This is a genomic window from Wolbachia endosymbiont (group A) of Alloplasta piceator (assembly GCF_964028505.1).
Lineage (GTDB): Bacteria > Pseudomonadota > Alphaproteobacteria > Rickettsiales > Anaplasmataceae > Wolbachia > Wolbachia pipientis.
Genome location: NZ_OZ034793.1, coordinates 1,080,929 through 1,101,116, shown reverse-complemented (window position 1 = coordinate 1,101,116; position 20,188 = coordinate 1,080,929). Strand labels below are relative to the sequence as shown.

The 20,188-nt window shown below is 34.2% G+C and carries 19 protein-coding genes and 1 tRNA gene; 8 read left to right on the top strand and 12 right to left on the bottom strand.

Features of this window, described 5'->3' with window-relative positions; translation table 11 throughout:
- Window positions 1–30: 30 nt before the first annotated feature.
- From ABWU31_RS05450 to ABWU31_RS05435, 4 genes are all read right to left on the bottom strand, one after another.
- The gene (locus ABWU31_RS05450; RefSeq protein ID WP_077188443.1) at window positions 31–582 is read right to left on the bottom strand and encodes a 5-formyltetrahydrofolate cyclo-ligase; all 552 of its coding nucleotides are present in this window, start codon (window positions 580–582) and stop codon (window positions 31–33) included.
- Entirely contained in the window at window positions 566–1,186 is a 621-nt protein-coding gene (locus ABWU31_RS05445) for a hypothetical protein (RefSeq protein WP_006279429.1), read from the bottom strand. The genes ABWU31_RS05450 and ABWU31_RS05445 overlap by 17 nt, the downstream gene beginning before the upstream one ends.
- A gap of 97 nt (window positions 1,187–1,283) precedes the next feature.
- Window positions 1,284–2,429, bottom strand: coding sequence for a SurA N-terminal domain-containing protein (locus ABWU31_RS05440; protein ID WP_338976901.1), 1,146 nt, complete (start codon window positions 2,427–2,429; stop codon window positions 1,284–1,286).
- Between the two features lie 184 nt (window positions 2,430–2,613).
- Window positions 2,614–2,704 (bottom strand) — tRNA-Ser (locus ABWU31_RS05435).
- A 242-nt stretch (window positions 2,705–2,946) separates the two neighbouring features.
- Between ABWU31_RS05435 and ABWU31_RS05430 the strand changes: the two genes are divergently transcribed.
- Both ABWU31_RS05430 and ABWU31_RS05425 read left to right on the top strand, forming a co-directional pair.
- Window positions 2,947–3,276, top strand: a complete 330-nt coding sequence (locus ABWU31_RS05430) for a transposase (protein WP_007548762.1) — start codon at window positions 2,947–2,949, stop codon at window positions 3,274–3,276.
- A complete protein-coding gene (locus ABWU31_RS05425) occupies window positions 3,260–3,895 on the top strand; it encodes a transposase (RefSeq protein ID WP_353271095.1) in 636 nt (211 codons plus the stop codon). Before ABWU31_RS05430 ends, ABWU31_RS05425 begins: the two co-directional genes overlap by 17 nt.
- 289 nt (window positions 3,896–4,184) lie before the next feature.
- On the opposite strand, the gene ppa is transcribed toward ABWU31_RS05425, so the two are convergent.
- The 5 genes from ppa to ABWU31_RS05400 all read right to left on the bottom strand — a co-directional run bounded on the left by ppa (window position 4,185) and on the right by ABWU31_RS05400 (window position 10,556).
- Window positions 4,185–4,700, bottom strand: coding sequence for an inorganic diphosphatase (gene ppa, locus ABWU31_RS05420; RefSeq protein WP_077188435.1), 516 nt, complete (start codon window positions 4,698–4,700; stop codon window positions 4,185–4,187).
- Window positions 4,701–4,775: 75 nt separating this feature from the next.
- Window positions 4,776–6,041: a hypothetical protein gene (locus ABWU31_RS05415; RefSeq protein WP_338482664.1), complete on the bottom strand. Its 1,266-nt coding sequence runs from the start codon at window positions 6,039–6,041 to the stop codon at window positions 4,776–4,778.
- Window positions 6,042–6,605: 564 nt separating this feature from the next.
- The gene (gene mnmA, locus ABWU31_RS05410) at window positions 6,606–7,718 is read right to left on the bottom strand and encodes a tRNA 2-thiouridine(34) synthase MnmA (RefSeq protein WP_006279545.1); all 1,113 of its coding nucleotides are present in this window, start codon (window positions 7,716–7,718) and stop codon (window positions 6,606–6,608) included.
- 316 nt (window positions 7,719–8,034) lie between these two features.
- On the bottom strand, window positions 8,035–9,111 hold the full coding sequence (locus ABWU31_RS05405) for a rod shape-determining protein (protein ID WP_236514315.1): 1,077 nt from the start codon (window positions 9,109–9,111) through the stop codon (window positions 8,035–8,037).
- 23 nt (window positions 9,112–9,134) lie between these two features.
- Complete coding sequence (locus ABWU31_RS05400) at window positions 9,135–10,556, bottom strand: carboxypeptidase (RefSeq protein ID WP_077188438.1); 1,422 nt, start codon at window positions 10,554–10,556, stop codon at window positions 9,135–9,137.
- 275 nt (window positions 10,557–10,831) lie between these two features.
- Between ABWU31_RS05400 and ABWU31_RS05395 the strand changes: the two genes are divergently transcribed.
- From ABWU31_RS05395 to ABWU31_RS05380, 4 genes are all read left to right on the top strand, one after another.
- Window positions 10,832–11,311, top strand: coding sequence for an OmpA family protein (locus ABWU31_RS05395; RefSeq protein WP_010081889.1), 480 nt, complete (start codon window positions 10,832–10,834; stop codon window positions 11,309–11,311).
- Window positions 11,312–11,495: 184 nt separating this feature from the next.
- Window positions 11,496–12,791, top strand: coding sequence for a tRNA lysidine(34) synthetase TilS (gene tilS, locus ABWU31_RS05390; RefSeq protein ID WP_353271157.1), 1,296 nt, complete (start codon window positions 11,496–11,498; stop codon window positions 12,789–12,791).
- Window positions 12,792–12,803: 12 nt separating this feature from the next.
- Window positions 12,804–14,642 (top strand): ATP-dependent zinc metalloprotease FtsH, encoded by a 1,839-nt coding sequence (gene ftsH / locus ABWU31_RS05385; protein WP_236514318.1) that lies wholly within the window; start codon window positions 12,804–12,806, stop codon window positions 14,640–14,642.
- A 155-nt stretch (window positions 14,643–14,797) separates the two neighbouring features.
- A complete protein-coding gene (locus tag ABWU31_RS05380; RefSeq protein WP_353271156.1) occupies window positions 14,798–15,466 on the top strand; it encodes a hypothetical protein in 669 nt (222 codons plus the stop codon).
- Here ABWU31_RS05380 and tmk read toward each other — a convergent pair.
- The gene (gene tmk, locus ABWU31_RS05375; RefSeq protein WP_236515193.1) at window positions 15,459–16,049 is read right to left on the bottom strand and encodes a dTMP kinase; all 591 of its coding nucleotides are present in this window, start codon (window positions 16,047–16,049) and stop codon (window positions 15,459–15,461) included. The two genes, ABWU31_RS05380 and tmk, sit on opposite strands and share 8 nt — an antisense overlap.
- A 108-nt stretch (window positions 16,050–16,157) precedes the next feature.
- Between tmk and ABWU31_RS05370 the strand changes: the two genes are divergently transcribed.
- Together ABWU31_RS05370 and ABWU31_RS05365 are read left to right on the top strand one after the other, a co-directional pair.
- Complete coding sequence (locus ABWU31_RS05370; protein ID WP_006279694.1) at window positions 16,158–16,730, top strand: thioredoxin family protein; 573 nt, start codon at window positions 16,158–16,160, stop codon at window positions 16,728–16,730.
- A 5-nt stretch (window positions 16,731–16,735) separates the two neighbouring features.
- Window positions 16,736–18,454: a monovalent cation:proton antiporter-2 (CPA2) family protein gene (locus tag ABWU31_RS05365; protein ID WP_353271155.1), complete on the top strand. Its 1,719-nt coding sequence runs from the start codon at window positions 16,736–16,738 to the stop codon at window positions 18,452–18,454.
- 587 nt (window positions 18,455–19,041) lie between these two features.
- Here the strand turns inward: ABWU31_RS05365 and ABWU31_RS05360 are convergent.
- Window positions 19,042–19,683: an SURF1 family protein gene (locus ABWU31_RS05360; protein ID WP_077188434.1), complete on the bottom strand. Its 642-nt coding sequence runs from the start codon at window positions 19,681–19,683 to the stop codon at window positions 19,042–19,044.
- A gap of 1 nt (window position 19,684) precedes the next feature.
- A complete protein-coding gene (gene bfr, locus ABWU31_RS05355; protein WP_077188433.1) occupies window positions 19,685–20,161 on the bottom strand; it encodes a bacterioferritin in 477 nt (158 codons plus the stop codon).
- Between the last annotated feature and the right edge of the window lie 27 nt (window positions 20,162–20,188).

Here is a 20,188-nt window from a genome sequence, read left to right as displayed (position 1 = left end):
GCTTGGGGAGGGAATGGGAAAGATAGGGATCTACTCCTTTCTATCCACTTTCTTGAGCAATCCACTTCCACATCTAACACACATCTCAGTGATTATAATATCCAATTTTTGATCATGTTTTTCTACAGGTAAATCTTTACAATATTGTTTCTCATAGGCTACACCTATAAATATTTTTCCAAGTGGCCGCAGTTTTTCTATCATTGTATCATACCAACCACCGCCAAAACCTAATCTATTAAAATGATCATCAAAAGCAATAACAGGAGTAATGATTGTGTCGGGAATTACATCTTCATTTGTTTCGTTCCATTCCTCAAATTTTAGTAACTTATTTTTATTAGGAATTGCTACTTTATAATCTAAATCGAGTAAACTATGCATCAAAGGCACAACATCTATTTCCTCATCCATTGGAATGTAAGCTGCTATTGTTTTGCCTTTAACGTAGCTTAAGTTCTGATTAAAGAGATTAATAAGGGAATTTGCCGCATAGCTGGAATAACTTTCATCAATATCTTTTCTTATAGCTCTATATTGCTCTCTTATTTCCTTTTTGTGCTGTTTAATATCTTTGAACATGATCTATCCATTTTGCAGTAAGTTTTTCTTGTAAACTATTTTGCTTCAAGCGCTCACTTAAAAAGTCAAAGTCAACACACCCCATATCCTGGTCTTGATTACTGCAACTATAAACAAAACTCCTTTCTCCTGTTTTCGCATTTATATGTTGCTGCACACACTGAGCGCAGATTTCTTTCATCATACACTGCATAGGAGAATTAACTGATGATATCGCTATGTGGCCTGATTTCAGATATGGCTTTAAAATTGTTTTTCTAGCTTCATTCACAGCTTTCATCATTTTGTCAGAACCAATAGTGATAATTTTATCTATAACGTTCAAATTAATACCTAATCTTCCTTGTTGATAAGAGACTATTGCATCAACTATATTACCATGAAAGGATTTATCTTGATCTCTGCTTGTTTCTATCAATCCTTCTTCACATGCCCAAACTACTGCATTTGATGCACGCTCTATCAGTGCTCGTTTAAATACATCACTTAACTTCTTATAGCCAGCAAAGTACAAAACCTTGTTATTATTTTCAAGACATGCCTTCCCTATCGAAAATAACACTGCATTTCCAACTCCACCACCAATTAGCATTATATTCTTCATGTGCTATTTTAACTGCATTTGTTCAAATTTTTTGAAATTTTATAGAACAAAGTAATTTATATAGTTCTATACACAAAGACAAGGACACTCTCTGACTTCAACTATACCGATAACTGATAGCTGCATTTTTACGCATATCATCTAATAACAAGTTGCTTTGTATCATAATCTTTTGTTGGTACATTTTCTGTTTGATTGCTTCTATACCCGCTACATTACTCTTGATATCACACAACATCATCAACTTTGCAGTGCCATTTTCTCTCAATTCTACTATTTCATTCACACTTGTTTTACTAAATAAAATCTGTAAATCAGGATTTAAATCTCGCATTTTTATTTCAAATTCCTTTGCGTTTGGCAACTTAAAATTATCTGCCAATTTATCAAAATTTAAACAATTAACTTTTTGCTCCTTGAGATTATCTAATAAACTTTCTGAACCTTCAACCACAATCTGTTTTAATTTTAAAGTGCTTTCCAGCAGTGCATGATTAAGTTGTACTTTATCTATTACTTTTATAACAGAGTAACCTTCACTAAAACTGAATGGACCTGCTATGTCGCTGGTTTCTAATCCTTCTAAAACGCTCTTGAGTTTTCCTTTTAGCTGACTTAAATTAACTGTTGCTTTACGCATCTTTATTGGAGATTCTGGGTTATTACTGTTGCGTAATTTTTTTACTAAATCTTCAGCTATACCATAAACGTCCTTGTCTTTTTGATCAGGAATTATAAACTCTTGGAACGTGATAAGATAATCCGGCTTTTCTGTTTGCCTTTTTACATCATCTACTTCTTTATCGCTTATATTAATAAATGGCACAATTCTTACTTCAATAATTTTGCTCCACAGTAACTGACATTTTATTTGTTTTCTTAAAATACCAAGATCTATATTATGCTTCTCTATGTATTGATCAACTTCATTAGCCTTAAGTTTAAAACTTTGGGTTAAAAATAACATAATAGCATTATCTAACTCCTCGTTGCTCAATTTTATATTCAGCCTCTGTGCTTCATTGATAATGATAATTTCGTCTATTAGCTCCCTAAGCACTTGAGGCTTTGCTTCTTTTTGATTAACACTTTGAGTGCCAAACAATGAATTTATAAAGTTGATGCGTTTTTCGATATCTAAATTTGAAATTGGTTCACCATTTATATCTGCAACAATTTCAATCTCGGTTGCAAGCAACCTAAGTGGCAACACTATCAACAGTAAGATTAGTATTTTATACATACAAGTAAAGTTGTTTAGTTAATAACCAATTCTATAATAAATACTGAGTCAATGCTAGCCAACTTTTTAATAGTGATCTCAGTGACAATGGAAATAAAAACCATTGCAACAAAATCAGGTACGCTGGTAAATAGGCTAAAAACATGCTAATATAGCGAATTTAGACCGTGCTCAAAACAGTATACGGAAGGAGAGGGATTCGAACCCTCGATACGACTTTTGGGTCGTATAACGGTTTAGCAAACCGCCGCCTTCAGCCGCTCGGCCACCCTTCCAAATTTAGAACCTAAAGATTACATAATACCAAGACCTCTACCGCCTGTCTAATGCTTTTAATTGCAATATTTGTATCTGTTCAGATGCATGGCTAATGCTGAAACAAAAATTCCAGTGCTCCCTTTCTTGTCATCCCAGTGCTTGACACTGGGATGGCTTTGTTGCATCGCTCAAGTGAAAAGAACTGGCAGTTACTGACAAAATTCATTATAAATAGCGATTTAACTGTTGAAGAAAAAATATGCCACAAAAAATGAGGGTCAGTAACCATAGCGAATATAACAAATTTCTAGAAAAAAGAGGAAATATTTTTCATTATATCAACGAAGCCATAGAAAAGTGGTACGAGAATGGTCCAAAAATACCAGGTGGCAACAATATTTATAGCGATAAAGTTGTAATTTTGGTGCACATAATAACTTGTTTATTTAGAATAGGCCTGAGGCAAACAGTTGGGTTTATAGCAGGATACCTTGAGCAAATTGGGAAAAATTTGCAAGTTATCAGCTATTCACAATCATCAAGAAGGTTTAAGAAACTCAATATTAAGATCAATGATTGCAGAAAATAATATGGAAGATATCGAAATTGCTATAGACAGTACAGGAATTAGTATATACAACAACACTCCTGGTCATAGCAAAGAAAATAGCGAAGATAGAAAGTATCGCAGCTATGAACAGACAAGAAAATTGCATGTAATGTTGAATACAAACAGCAAAAAAGCCATAGCTGTAAAATACAGTAACGGTGTCTACTCTGATCACTATGGAGCTTGTGATTTGCTAAAAGAAGTCGATTTTCAGTATGTCATAAAAGTACTATATGCAGATAGGGCATATGACAGAGAAAAGCTCTATAAGCTGTGTAATCAATATGGTATAAAAACGAAAATTCCTCCGAAAAACAACGCAGCAGAGCATCCAAAGTTAGACTATATGGCTGAGAGAAATTCTGCAGTCAAGCTCATAAAGTCATATGATGAAGATGGTATAAAGAAGTGGAAAAAAGAGATGAGTTATGGAAAAAGATCTTATATAGAAGGTTTTTTCTCGCGATTAAAAAAGACATTTGGATTTAGTTTTAGGAACAAATCTGAAATGAATCGTGAGAGGGAACTGCTACTCAAATGTTATTTGCTTAACAAATTTACTGAAATAGGCATGGCTAAGTTTGAGATAGCTTCATGAATTTATTGTACGTTACCTACTATCCGAAGAGCGATGCAACAAAGCCCACTGGGATCCAGGATTTTGATTAGCACTAAGTTGGTGAGCATATAAGTGTTATGTTAAAATATAACGTTTTTACGGAAAGTCTGGATCCCAGTGTCAAGCACTGGGATGACATCGTTTACTATGTGCCATATTGCAATGTTCGTACAGTTGTGGGCGGTATCTCATCAGCTAACACGTAGCGGAATGACGAATTTGTTGTTTTTCAAATCGTAGAGCCACTTTAGCTATAAATCAACAAAAACTAATTTCCGCTTTTAATAGAGCTTGCAACAATTTGTTTTGCTTCTTCTACACCAACCCATTCTCCAACTGCTACTGTTTTTCCCTTTTCTAGATCTTTATAATGAGAAAAGAAATGAGTAATTTTATCTAGTAGATTTTTAGATAAATCAGAATAGTTCTTTATATTGTCATAATAGCTATCAACACTGGAAACAGGCACTGCTAATATTTTCTCATCTTCTCCTTTTTCATCTTTAGTGAGTAATGCGCCTATTGGACGTACCGATATTAAAACACTAGATGCTAAGGGAAATTGAGTTAGCACCAAAACATCCACAGGGTCACCATCACCTGCGCAGGTATTTGGTATAAATCCATAATTGCAAGGATAAGTCATTGAGGTAGATAAAAATCTGTCAACTTGTAACAACCCAAGCTCTTTATTAAATTCATACTTTACAGGCTCAGCATTTGCACTTATTTCAATTACCACATTCACCGCATTTGGTCCCGCTGTTATTTTACTTAAATCCATAAATTACCTCTTAACTTAAGAATAAGCATTATACAATATGTGCTTTTAAGTTGCTACATTTATGTAGTTCTAAGCTTATTTTGCATGGAGCGGTTCTAATTTTTTATTCTGCACATCATCGACTGTTGAAAGTGGTGGTTTCTGTGATAATTGAAATAAAGCATATACTATTACAATAGTAAGCACCGCACCAACTATCAGGTTAGTAAGGTTGTCTTGTGGCAAAACATTTTTTATTGAGTTGAACAATTTTTGCTCCATAAAGAAATAATCAGCAACATATAACCCAACAGATAATACAAACATACCTAAAATAAGTTTACAGACTGTGTTTTTATGGTCCTTTTCTTTTTTCTTGCTGACAATGAGATCTGGCCTATATTCATTCTCTTCTGGCAACACTGAGTAGTATATATTCTCAGGGCTCGTTATTAATTGTTCAAATTCATCACTATTTTGGTTTTTTAACAGTTGCTCTAGGGTGTTTTTTCTATTTATAGGACATATTAATCCATTCATTTTCAATTCTTCCTCTTGCCAATCCATATTTTCACAGTCGGCTGTATATTTGATGGTTCCATCTCTACTTAGTAACTCGATTTTGCTTAACATTTGTGATAATCTCACAATGTAATCAAAATACAGTGGTGTATTGATCATTTTAGCTTTCTCATTAATATATTGATTAAGCGATAAAATATCTTTATCTTTGGAAATATCATTATCTTTGGTATGTATAGAAAATATGCCATAACTAGAAAATAGTAATGCTATATCTTTATCTACTTTTATATTGTGGATAGAATAATAGTGATCGATTACTTCTTTACATAAGCTAAATTCTTTATCAAATTCATTTGCATAATTTATCTTTAGTAACTTTTTAACATTATTAAGTACTTGTTTCTCAAAATCATTATTATTGTTAAATAAAGTTTTGCCTTTTGGATTCGCTAAAATATTAAGAAGCTTTAATTTTTTTTGATCTTCTGTTGATTGCTCACCACTAATTATTGAACTTAACTGTTCCTCTAATTCACCCTTGCTAACTGACATATATATCTTGTCGATTACTTCTTGAGTATTGAGCTGAACATTTTCTATAAGAATTCTATAAGCTTGAGCATAAATTAAGAATAGCCCTTGTAGACTAAACTTTAAGTTAAAATACTTATCTAATGGTTCTTTTTCTTTTCCAATGAATTCAGGCAAACCAAAATGATTTCTATGATCTCTCCATTTTAATCCAGCATGTTGATAACTGCCCCAACGAATAAACAAAGCCTCTAATAAATTGCCCTTGCCAACAATTTTTATTAATTCTTCAACTTCTTTAACCATTGCTAAAACCTATAATGTTCTACTTTATAGTATAAGGGATACATGGCAAAATAGCAATAAATGTTATTAGACTTCTTGCATAACCCAAACTAAGTAGAAAAAGGTATAGCTATACCGCCGCGGTATCTCAGCCACTAACAAGAGATCCCGCTAACACGCAGCGGGATGACGGTTGTCGTTTAGCTACAAACATTAAGAAATTTACCAAATGAAAAAAAGGCAAAAAAAACCCTAGGGTAGCTAGTTATTCACTATCCATTTTTTAAGTTGGCGTTTTTTAATGTTTTAAATGCTTTATAAGCGTATTTCAGCTTGTGTAGGTAAAAACCCAGAAATTTGATAAAGACATAGAGTGCACATAGTGCAAAAAATTAAACATGAGAGGCCAGATACGTGAGTTTTTTTGTCATTTAATCTGTACAGAGAAGATAAATAAATAGCTTCAGTTTCATGGTAAGGGGGCTGGCGGAGTTTGTCAAGCAAGTTTTTTTGTTTCTATTCCCAATGTTATATGGTTATGCAAGAAGTCTATTGTATGTTTACACTCTGCATTAAAGCTTTTAGTTAAGAGCATATCCATCCACCGCCGATAACTTGCTCATCTTTATACGCTACACAGGCTTGACCTGGACTGATGCCAAAGTAATCGTCGTTTAAAATGACACAGGCTTTATTTTTTTCGTCAGTTGAATGTATTGTTGCTAAACTTCCCGCATGTGATGATCTCAGCTTCACAGTTACTTCCATACCTTCCTTTGGTTGTTCTAACCAATTTAACTCCTTGATCAATATTTTTTTTTGCATTAATACGTTGATCGGACCTACTATAACCTCATTATTTTCTGTATTAATTTTTATCACATAAAGAGGTTCATTGTGTGCGATACCCAAGCCCTTTCTTTGCCCCACTGTAAAATTTACTATGCCACTGTGCTCGCCTAGCACTTTTCCATTAACATCCACTATTTTACCTTTCTGTACAGATTGTGGAGCTAATTTAGCTATTGTTTTACTATAGCTTTCGGAAACAAAGCATATATCTTGACTGTCCGGCTTTTCAGAAATTTGTAAGCTGAAATACTTTGCTAATTTTCTTATATCACTTTTATAGAACCCACCTAGTGGAAATCGCAAAAGCTTCAATTGCTCTTGAGTTGTAGCAAACAAAAAATAACTTTGATCTTTACTTTTATCAATGCTTCTGCACAACTTTACCTCACCATTTTTTTCTAACCTTCTCACGTAATGTCCTGTTACGAGCACATCCGCACCAAGATTTTTTGTAACTTGTAATAGATCACGAAATTTTACCGTTTGGTTACATCTCACGCATGGTATGGGAGTTTCCCCACGCATATAGGTACTCGCAAAATCCTCTATTACTTCCTTTTTGAATATTTCCTCATAGTTTAAAATATAGTGAGGAAAGCCAACACTTTCAGCTACACGCTTAGCGTCATAAATATCCTGTCCAGCGCAGCATGCACCCTTTCTTGCGTTAGCATTACCGTCAGTGCCATAGAGTTGAAGAGTCACACCTATCACCTGGTACCCAAGGTTATGTAGCAGTGCTGCAGCAACCGAGCTATCAACTCCCCCGGACATTGCAACAACAGCCTTAGTCTGGTGCGGAGTTTTATCTTTTAGCAGAGGTTCAATTTCAAATTCTTTTAGCATAACCGCCTTAATTTATAAACGCAAATCTTGTGTCATTCCAACATACAACTGTGCAAACGTTTTGATTTGGGGGCAATTTACATAGTAGATAATCTCATGAAAGTAGCTGACACTGGAATCTAGCTTCTATTACACAAATTCATTAAAACAGCATATTTATTTGTAATCAAGTTTCCTGGATCCCAGTGTTAGCTACTCGGATGACACCCTTTTCTGCTAGAAGTTGCCTTCAAATTACTTGGTGCATGACACTGGGATCTCATTTATATTACATAATTCCATCAAAACAATTCGATAAACTACCTTCAAAAATAATTTAATCTTGCTTGAATAAAACATGGCCAAAATAATCCATGTTTTCAAGCACTTTTCCACTACCTAAGGCAACACAACAAAGTGGGTCATCTGCAACACGAACCGGTAATTTTGTTGTTTCACTGATAACTTTACCTAGATTACGTAATAATCCACCACCACCGGATAAAACTATTCCTCTATCGACTATATCAGAAGAAAGTTCAGGTGGAGTGCTCTCCAGCGCAGTCTTAATAGCAGAAATTATCTGATGTACAGGCTCTATTAAACTCTCTGCAACTTGGTATTCTGATAAAAGCATTTCTTTTGGCATGCCACTCACTAAATCCCTGCCTTTAATTATCATTCCCTCTTTGTTATTTTCACCTGGCAGACTGGCTGAACCTATGCTTTTCTTAATTTTCTCAGCGGTTGTTTCACCGATTAATAACTTATGATTTTCACGAATATATGATTTTATTGCTTCATCCATAATATCGCCACCTACTCTGGCAGAACGTGAATAAACAATTCCGCCTAAAGAAATAATTGCAACTTCAGTTGTACCGCCTCCTATATCAACAATCATAGAACCCTCAGGTTCAGTAACCGGGAGCCCAGCTCCGATTGCTGCAGCCATTGGTTCTTCAATTAAAAATACTTCATTTGCACCAGCACTTTCTGCTGCATCTTGTATAGCACGCCTTTCAACTGGCGTGGATCCAGATGGAACGCATATGATAATATTAGGTTTATTAACAGTGAATTTTGTGTTTGCACTGCGTATGAAATATTTTAGCATTTCTTCCGCACTTTTAAAATCAGCAATAACTCCATCCTTTAAGGGCCTTATCGCCTCTATTTCTCCAGGCGTTTTTCCAAGCATCATTTTAGCTTTTTTACCAAAAGCATAAGGAACGTAGCTTCCTTTTTCTTTTATTCTTGCTACAACTGAAGGCTCATCAAGCACTATTCCCTGATTTTTCTGATAAACTAAAGTGTTTGCAGTGCCAAGATCTATAGCAATATCGCTAGCAAATAAACCTTTGAAAGTGAAAAGACTACAAAACTTTTCGGTTAATTTTCGAACAAAATTCATACGCAACTCAAGAAAATCATTTATTAAGACAAATTATACTTTCCAGATAAGTAGCTAATGCAGCACTCAACGTCTAAACCCTTACCTGTTACTTTTTTTAGCAGTTCCAGGCCACACTTTGCACTGTATATATTTTGAGATAACCAACTGATAAGTAAACTAAAATCTCCTTTTATTATAGCACTTAATGATTCGTAATGATTCTTTTTAACGCAAGAGAAAATCTGCACAGCAGCAATTAAAGCAATAATTTTTATAGGAAAGTAGCCCATAACACCGCTTGCCCAATATTCATCTTGAAAATAAGTGTTTAGCTCATTTTCAGCTTTTACTGGAATTTTATAGTGCTTCATACCTTCCAGCCACGCATCATGCAGGTCTTTGACTTCCAATGTACCATTTATTATATCTTGTTCTAACCTAGTTCTCAACATAATATGAGCTAACAGACTAAATTCATCTGCATTTTTTAAAAAAGAAGAAAGGTTTATTTCATTGAAAATCAAGTACAAATTTTCAACACTGCTAACTTTCTCGTTAGTTTTGCCTTTTATAGCAAATTTCTCTTTTATGTGTGGTTGAATAAACTCAATAAATTCTCTGGATGTTCCAATCATCCTTTCCATGAATAACCCTTGAGTTTCATACATAACATGTCTCGTAATTGGGCTACTTATAGAATTTTGCGCTAAACATTTTTGATAAATTGCATAACCACTATGCCGTAAAAGAGAAAATAAACCATAACAAAAGTCAGATTCATCATAATCTATAGGGTAGTAATAAGAAGTACGAACCTCATGCAGTGCGACACCCATTTGCTGTAAACATGACGAGCCAAGTTCAATCTGCTTCTGAGTAGCAACTTTTTGTATATTAGTAACCTTATCCTTTTTCTGCTTTTCAATTATTTTATCTACATTTCCACTAAAGAATTTGCCTACCTTGGGAAATATTTCCTTTATATTCTTTTCTGTGATATCAGAGTCATAGTCAGCAAGCAGTGAGTCGTATTTTGAGCATTTTAATTGCTGCGATTTTATAGAAGCTACTTCGCGAATGAGTTTGATTAAATCAGTAAAACGTTCTTTTAGTTTTTCCAAGTTACTGGCTTCAGAATTGGTTAGCCTCCATAAACTTTGGCATTCAACTTTAGCTTTGGACAAAGATTTTACTAAATCAATAGGAACAGCACTGTTGCTCTTATGTATTCTCTCTATTAACTTTAGCTGCTGAGTATTTGCACTTTTTTTGTTACCAAGAGCATCTGCTAATGATTCCTTTATTACGTCATGAGAGATAATTTCATGTCTGATTTCTTCTAGAAGGCTCATTTGTTCAACTTTGTCCTCTATATTCAATTGGCTTTGGTTTAGTACTTTTAGCGTATTTTCGATATTCTTTACCCTATATAATACTTCCTCTAAAAACTTATAAGATTGCATATTTGTTCATTATTTTAGAAAACATCTGTTTAATACCGTAATAGATTAATAATAAAGTTAAAAGTATATTTGCTTAAAGTACAATAAAAAATTGTACTTTTTATTCTTTTATTGGATTTTTCTACTCAGAGTCCAGCATATTATAGGAAAATTAATTGTAAGGTTGTAGAAAAAGTATTTAGTATTTTATTTCTCTTGACTATATTACAATATGGAGAGATATTAGCTACTGAAATTAAAGTTACGCACTATTTAAAATTTATGGAGGTTTAGTAATGTGGAGTAGACTGGTTATAATGTGCTGTTTTTGTTTATTACTTACTGGTGTAAGTTCTTGCCCAAAAAAAGGAGCAAATACAACAAATAAAATAAATTCTGTTGTTAAGCAGATAGGTGATAAAAGAGTTTTCTTTGGTTATGATGAATCTAGTATTGCTGAAGTAAGTGCAGATGCATTACTTGACGTAATGGAGGTGTTACAAGATAACCCTGACGCGAAGGTTACTTTAACTGGTCACACTGACAACCGTGGTTCTCATGAATATAATCTTGCGCTAGGCGCTAGAAGGGCAGATGCAGCTAAAAAATTTATGGTTAGTTGTACACCCTACATAGAAAACAGAATAAAAACTGCTTCTAAAGGTGAAACTGAGCCTTTGGTTAATGTAAAAGATGATTCTAGAAATTCTAAATATGAAAAAGAGCATGCTAAAAATCGTAGAGTGGAATTTTCATTTTCTGGAATAAAGAAATAGTTTCTTGCATTAAAACCTGGATCCCAGTGTCAAACACTGGGATGACATAAAGAAAGGGCACTGGGGTAGACAAAAAAGGACAAACTTGTCATATTTCGTTGCTTGTTAGCGGGATCTATATATACCACAAATAAGTCGCGGTATGACGTAAGAGATCTGACCTGTATGGCCATCAAGAGACATAATGGAATTAGAGTTATTATTTCAAAATGTGGTTAATAGTTTTGCTTTCTATAACAATCAAGTTGCAGTTGCAGTATCAGGTGGTGTAGATAGTATAGTCTTACTGCACTTAATGACTAACTGGGCAAAAAAAAACAAGCTTTCACTTCCTACAGCATTAACAGTAAATCATGGGTTACGTCCAGAGTCTCAAAAAGAAGCTGATTTTGTTGTAAGTTATGCAAAGGAACTTGGAGCAAAGGAATCGTTCATATTAAATTGGGAGAAGCAAAATATTAAAGGCAATATTCAGTTACAGGCACGAAAAGCACGGTATAAGTTACTAGCAGAGTGGTGTAAAAATAATAATGTTAAATATTTACTTGTTGCTCATCACAAAGATGATCAAGCAGAAACGTTCTTGTTAAGATTAGAGCGAGGTAGTGGCGTAGATGGATTATCATCAATGGACTACAAGTCTTTCCTAAATGGTATTTATATATTTAGGCCATTGTTAAATTTTAGTCGTAGTGAAATAGAAAAGTACGCTAAGCTTCATCGGTTAAAATGGATCGAAGATAGAAGCAACTATGACTTAAAATACAGGCGAACTTTATACCGTAACTTACTTAAAGCAAGTGATAATCAAGAGATTTTAACAGAGCGAATATGCCTCACAGCCCTTCATATGAAAAGAGCTGCAAAAGCGTTGATGCACTACACACGCCTTGCGTTTAATGACTGCGTTAATGTGCATGATCTTGGTTATATTGAAATTGAACTAAGTGAGTTTTATCAATTGCCAGAGGAAATAGCCTTGAGGCTTCTTCTTTACTCCATAATGGCAATTGCCAGTAAACATTATAAACCAAGGTACAACAGCCTTATCGTAATATTTAATAAAATATTGCAAAAGGATAGTAATGTTAACTGTACACTTTCTGGGTGTAAAATAAGAAAACATGGAGAAAATATCTTGATAATTAGAGAATCGTCAAAGATACAAGAAATTACCTTAAACCTACCTTTAAATGAATCTACTCAATGGGATAACAGATTTAGCTGCACAATACTCGGAAATCAAGAGTGTTCAGTTATCATCGCTCCATTAAAAAAAACACAAAAAGTTCCTGAATTTCTGAAGGATTACAACTGCTGCCCTGAAGTTTTCTATTCTTTGCCTGTAGTGCTAAAAGATGGAAAGGTGCTTGCTTATCCTGATGTAAATTATAACGGAAAAAATACCAATGACGATAAGGTTCAATGCATTATTAATAGCACGATAAAACAAAATTTGGTAAGCTTGATTAGTATTTAGTTAGAAATAGAAATGAAAAAATTTTTAGAAGGCTTATTGATCTGGTTAGTAATTATTGTTCTTATTTCAGTTGCTTATATTCAGTTCAGCGGAAATGTAGGTAAAAGTAAAACAATTATACCTTTTTCGGAATTTTTAACTAGATTAGAAGACAATGATGTAGAAAATATTGTCATAAAAAACCAGAGCATTGAAGGCAAGTTCAGGGACGGTTCAAGTTTCAATTCAAGCGGTGTCATATATAGCGACCTAATAAAAAATTTACATGATAGAAAAGTGAGATTCTCCTTTTCAACTGGAGATTCTGCCATGAACGTAATTGGTGGATTACTTATCTCATGGGTCCCAACATTTATCTTTATTGGCTTCTTGCTATTCTTTCTTAAACAAACACAAGCGGGGGGCAACAGAACTATAAGCTTTGGCAAGTCAAGGGCTAGACTCATTACTAGTGGAAAAAAAGTAACATTTGATGATGTTGCCGGAATTGATGAAGCAAAAGAAGAGCTAGTAGAGATCGTTGATTTTCTTAAACAAAGGCAAAAATTTCAAATATTAGGTGGAAAAATACCAAAAGGGTGCCTTTTGATTGGCTCTCCTGGAACTGGTAAAACTTTACTTGCTCGTGCAATTGCAGGAGAAGCTAATGTGCCATTCTTTAGTATTTCTGGATCTGATTTTGTTGAAATGTTTGTGGGTGTTGGTGCAAGTCGTGTTCGTGATATGTTTGATCAAGGCAAGAAAAATGCTCCTTGTATAATTTTTATAGATGAAATAGATGCGGTGGGTAGACATCGTGGCATTGGTCTTGGTGGCGGCAATGATGAAAGAGAACAAACATTAAATCAGTTATTAGTTGAGATGGATGGCTTTGAGTCTAATGAAGGTGTAATAATAATTGCTGCGACTAACCGTCCGGATGTCTTAGATCCAGCACTGCTTAGACCTGGTCGTTTTGACCGACAGATTACTATTTCTTTACCCGATATAAATGGGCGTGAAAAGATATTAAATACTCATATAAAGAAAATATCAATAGCACCAGATGTAAACGTGAAAACAGTTGCAAGAGGAACACCAGGCTTTTCTGGAGCTGATTTAGCAAATTTAGTGAACGAATCTGCACTTATTGCTGCAAGAAGAAACAAGAAGATTGTTACCATGGACGATTTTGAATATGCACGTGATAAAGTGATGATGGGCGTAGAAAGACGATCCCTAATTATGACAGAAGAGGAAAAGAGACTGACTGCATACCATGAAGCTGGTCATGCGATAATTGCTGTTAATATGCCTGCTTCTGATCCTATACACAAGGCAACAATTATTCCACGCGGTAGAGCACTCGGTTTAGTTATGAGACTACCAGAAACAGATAGAGTGTCCCTCACAAGAGAAAAGATGATAGCAGATATTACTGTTGCTATGGGTGGAAGAGTGGCAGAGGAGCTAATTTTTGGCTACGATAAAGTCACAAGCGGTGCATCTTCGGATATAAAACAAGCATCTGATTTATCACGCGCTATGGTAACAAAATGGGGAATGAGTGACAAAATAGGTCCGATCTATCACAATCGCGAACAAACCATGCATGGTTCTGAGATAATTTCTGAAGATACGTTAAAACTTATAGATGAAGAAGTGAAGAAAGTTGTGTCTTCTTGCTATGAAAAAGCAAAAGAGATTTTGACCAAGCATAAGAAAGGCTTAGATCTCATTGCCGAAAATCTACTGGAGTTTGAAACTTTAACAGGAGATGAAATAAAGGACATATTAAATGGAAAAAAAATTGTTAGAGAGGAAAATGAGAAGAATGAGAAAATAAAAAAATCCTCTCTCTATGAGAGTTGACCTCATCTTAAAAATGTTAATCAGCTAACGCTGCAATAAAACAATTTAGAATTGTAACTGTCAATATAAATTGTATTAAAATATTCATAATATTGCATTTTCATCACAGTAATGCTATCATTCAGTTAGTATTAATGTTTAATGAGGTGTGAGTAATGATTGATATAGCTTCTATTGGTGTAAGTACAGTTATTGATCAGAATTATAGAAGAAAAGCACAATTATGTTTATCAGGATTATTTGTAACTGTGTCAATAGCAACTGTTACCTGGTTTATTTTCCCTGCGTCACAAAATGTATTAGCTCCGTTTTTACTTCCGGCTATGTTCTTGCTCTTCACTTTATCGATGGGTTATTACATGTTCATATTTAGTTGTGAAGAAAAATCTTTGGTAAAGAATGTTCTTGGTATGGTTGAACCGGCTGAATCGGTAAAGAGAGTGCATTGCCAAGAAAATATTAAGTACTTATTAGCAGAAGTGAGAAGTACTACGAAAGATAGGTTTCGCAACGTGCTTGTTAATCTTTGTTTTGAAGATCGTAGTAAAGCACACAAACTTGCATTATATGTGAAAGAAATTGACGATATTGTGTCTTCAATAAAAAATAAAGACCTCTTAGACCATTTTGATCAATTTTTTACTATTACTGAAGTAAGCAATAAAAAAAATAGAAGTGAATTAATGAACCTCGCAAGGGCATATAAGATGATAAGTGAAGAAGATCCAGACAAAATACAGGATTTTTTAGCTACTCAAACAAAAAGTTATTCATATGAAATAATGTTACCTGAAATTGATAATTTTCTATCACAAGCTAGGTGATTTTATCAATAATTTCATTGTGTACGTGATTATCATTTTTTGTTTCAATTCCAGTGATAACACTGCACCTAACGGGCTCTTTTATGGCTATTTCCTGAAATCCTTTTCTGACCTTATTGTAAAAATTAACATCCATTTCTTCATATTTATTCTTGTCTTTTGCTCTATTTAACCCAACTTTAACATCAATATCTAGAATAAATGTAATATCTGGACATTTAATTTCCACTAGCTTATGTAAGTCCCTTATTAGCCCTAAGTCAACTCCAAACCCATATCCTTGATATGCAATAGTTGAATCAATAAACCGATCACAAATCACTATTTTTCCTTCTGCAAGAGCTGGTAATATTAATTTTTTCATATGTTCGCGCCTCATCGAGATAAGTAGCAAGAGTTCAGAAATAGAATCAATATTATTCGTTAACAATACTCCTCTTACCTTCTCTGCAAAGTTAGTGCCACCTGGTTCTCGAGTCAATACCACATTATTTTCGCCGCGAATTTGCTTAAAATGATTTGCAAGTAGCTTAGATTGTGTTGTTTTACCAGAGCCGTCTATTCCTTCGAAAGTTATGAACATAAGTTTTATAATTATAATACTAAAAAAGAATATGCAAACAGTATACATAGAAACCGTTTGACATTTAAATAATAAGACCGTAAATTACATGTGGTATAATAATAGTCTATGGTTGCTCTGAATACTCCTAAAGTTGATTTTAGTTTTACTGCAAAAGATTTTAATCTTTTGGGAGTAGACAATAAATATTATGCATTAAGTGACTGTTGTGGAAAAAATGGTCTTATTATAATGTTTATATGCAATCACTGTCCTTACGTTCAGTCAATTATTAGCAATCTGGTAAGCGATGTTGATCAATTGAAAAAAGATTATCAGGTAAACACCATTGCAATAATGCCAAATGATGTAAATGAATATCCAGAAGATTCCTTTGAAAATATGATTAATTTTGCCAAGGAAAATAAGTTTACATTTCCATATTTAATTGATAGTACACAGAAAATAGCTAAAGAATACGGGGCTGTTTGCACTCCTGACTTTTTCGGCTTTAATTCCAATTTAAACCTTTGCTATCGTGGACGTTTTAACGACACAAAAAAAGAAAAGGTTCAAAGCTATGAAGTAGGAAGTAGTGACTTATTTCAAGCTATGAAATTTATTGCAGAAACTGGTAATTCTCCAATTGACCAAAAATCAAGTATTGGCTGCTCAATTAAATGGTCTAATTCTACAGGTTAAATATCATGCACAGTGGCTCTCAGCATTTGTTTGATATTATAATTTTACTTTCTGCTGCTGTGTTTATAGTCATAGCATTTTGGAAAATGAATATTAGTCCAGTGCTTGGTTACTTCGTTGCAGGTGCAGTTATTGGTTCTCACGGATTTAATCTGATACACTCAGCTGAAGCAATGGATAATCTTGCAGAATTTGGTGTAGTTTTTCTATTATTCATTATAGGCCTTGAATTGACATTTGAACGCCTGATCGCTATGCGTATTCATGTATTTGGGTTCGGTTCTCTTCAAGTTATAGTTACCATGGTAGCAATATGGTGCATCGCTCTTGCTTTCGGAGTGAATACGAATATAGCAACAGTTATTGGTGGTGGGCTTGCGCTATCCTCAACAGCAATAGTGTTGCAGGTTCTGCAAGAAAAAGGTTCTCAAGCAAGTCAGGTTGGTAGATTGTCGATAGCAGTGCTATTAATGCAAGATTTTGCAGTGGTACCATTAATAGTATTGGTACCTTTACTTACTGGCAATTCTGAGCACAGCCTGATAAGCTCATTGGCAGGTTCATTGGTGCAAGCAGCTATTGCATTAGTGCTGATATTTATAACTGGTAGATTATTGCTTAGACCTTTATTTTCGGTTATTGCTAAAATGGAAAGTAATGAGGTCTTTATATCAACAACGCTTTTAATAGTATTAGGAGCAGCATTTATTACTGAGCAATTCCATTTATCGTTGGCATTAGGTGCATTTGTCGCTGGATTGTTAGTTGCAGAAACAGAATACAGACACTCAGTGGAACACGCGGTACTACCATTTAAAGATTTGTTTCTTGGCTTATTTTTCATGACTGTTGGTATGTCCATCAATACCGAACTTTTACTCAATAAGTTACCACTAATCACCTTATTATCGATTATCCTTATCGTTTTAAAAACATCTATCATATATATATTGTGTAGATTTTTTGGGTTTAAGAGTGCACCTGCTATACAAGCTGGGTTACTGCTTTCACAAGGCGGTGAATTTGCGTTTATTTTATTTCGCTTAGCAGATGAGCTAAATGTGCTACCAAGTGAAATCGCTCAAGTACTTATGATGGTAACTACAGTAACCATGGCTTTCACTCCTCTTTTATCGGGGCTTGGAGATTGGATAGCAAACTCATTTAGCACTGAGAAAACAATATTAGATGATGAAGCTGTTGAAACAGATACACAAGATCTTTATAACCATGTGATAGTTGCTGGATTTGGTAGAGTGGGATATATGGTAACAAAAATGCTTACTGCAGAGCATTTAAGTTACGTTGTTGTAGATATTCAATCGAAAATAGTCAAAGAAGGAAAAAGTGATAGTTTTCCTATATATCTTGGAGATGTTACAAGATGTGAAATTTTAAAATCGGTAGGAATAGAAAGAGCTCAAGCTCTCGTTATTTCAATAAAGAATGAAGTTACTATAAAAAAAGTTGTTTCTTTAGTTGCAGCAAATTTTCCGCATGTAAATATTGTAATACGCTTACCAGATCTGAGTAATGTGGAGGTTTATAGAGATCTAGGAGCTAGTAAAATTATTCCTGAAACACCTGAGATAGGATTGCAGCTAGGTGGAGCTGCACTGAGCCTTAGTGGTATTAGCGAAAGTGGAGTTACGTCTTTAAAAAGTAGATTTAGAAAAGGCAATTATAGTATGTTAAAAGACCTTGGTAGTGATAAAGATGAATAACTACTTCTCTAATTTTATGTACAGAAAGCTTCAAGCTTTGTTGAGGTCAGATGCATGGCTAATGCTGAAACAAAAATTCCAGTGCTCCCTTTCTTGTCATCCCAGTGCGTGACACTGGGATGGCTTTGTTGCATCGCTAGCTATGATGGATAAAGATAAAAAAGATGGAGAATATCAGTAGCTTATTATTCTGGTATTTATAACAAGAACGGTCAGTGAATACCTAAATTTGAGTAAAAGAAATTTCACTACCACTCACTAATCCGGCTAAAATTCAAGAATTTCAATGCTTTAGCTATTTTCAATAGAATTAAATTTATTAATGTAAATAATAAATTACTATTCTTAAATTTGATCAGATTGATTGCAAAAAAACAAGATTTTCAATAGGTTGCTTATAATCCTAACTATAGTTAGCCTTTCATAAGTAGCGATGCAACAAAGCCCACTGGGATCCAGATTGGGCACTAAGTTGGTAAACACGAAAGCGCTTTACAACGTTTTTGATGGAACTGTGCAAAAGGACTGGATGCCAGTGTCACGCACTGGCATGACACCCATTTGTTCCTATAGTTGTCTTTTTTCGTCTACCTTATTTTGCCACCCTGCTGAACAGATACATTGAGGTTTTGCCTATAGTAAATTACGCACATAATCAACCAAGTTAAGGAAAGTGCAAACCAAGTGATTGCATATTCCAAATGCTTCATTGGCTGTATAGCTACTTTGCTGCCAAAATTGTTCGGCCACAATACACACTTCTCTAGCTTAATACCTAACTCATTGGAAATTTCTTCTGTACTCAGGGTAAACCATGTATTCGAAGCAGTATCGTTCTTGATAAACCAATTTTTACTTTTATTGCTATCGCAATATAAAATTCCATCTGCAACTACTTTTTCAATTTTTACTTTTTTCTCCTTTTTTTCTCTAACTATTCCTTTATTCACCAACATGTAACGTCCAGTGGTGAGCAACATAGGAGACAGCACGTGATAGCCGTGTTGCCCTGCAAAAACATATAGTTCTATATCACTTAGAATCCCATCAATCTTGACATGCCTATAGTTAAATTTTTCAAGGTCGTTATTGGGCAATAGATGAACCACTGGAAGACTCATACTTTTAATAATATTATTCTTCCAGTTCAATCTGAATATTTGCCATAACCCTAATAAAAAAAGAAGTGAGCAAGGTATAATTAAAATAAATACTATCTTTTTTAACACTCTATATTTGTGTTCTTAAATAGTTTTCAACACCCATTAGTTCAATAAGATCGATCTGTTTCTCAATCCAATGAAAGTGCTCTTCTTCATTTTTTAACATCTCTTCTAATAACATTACACTAACAAAATCCTTTTCTTTCTCAGCGATAGAAATCGTTTCTTTGATATCCTTAATACCTTTTCCCTCTAATTTCAAATTAGCTTCTAAGATTTTCCGTATTGTGTCTTTTGTAAACTTTCCATCATACTTTGATATTTCGTTTGTATCCTGAAAATTTGGGACTCCTTTAAATAACAAAATTCTTTCTGCCAACTTGTTTGCATGTTCAAGTTCTTCGTTAAGCTCATTTTTTACCTTTTCTGCAAGTCTATTAATTCCATTGTTTTTGAGAATCGCAAAATGCAAAAGATACTGGCGTACAGAAGTCAGCTCATTGGTCAATAATTTGTTCAAATGTTTTACTATCTCTTCATTCATAATCTTCCCTTAGTTCAATTCATCAGC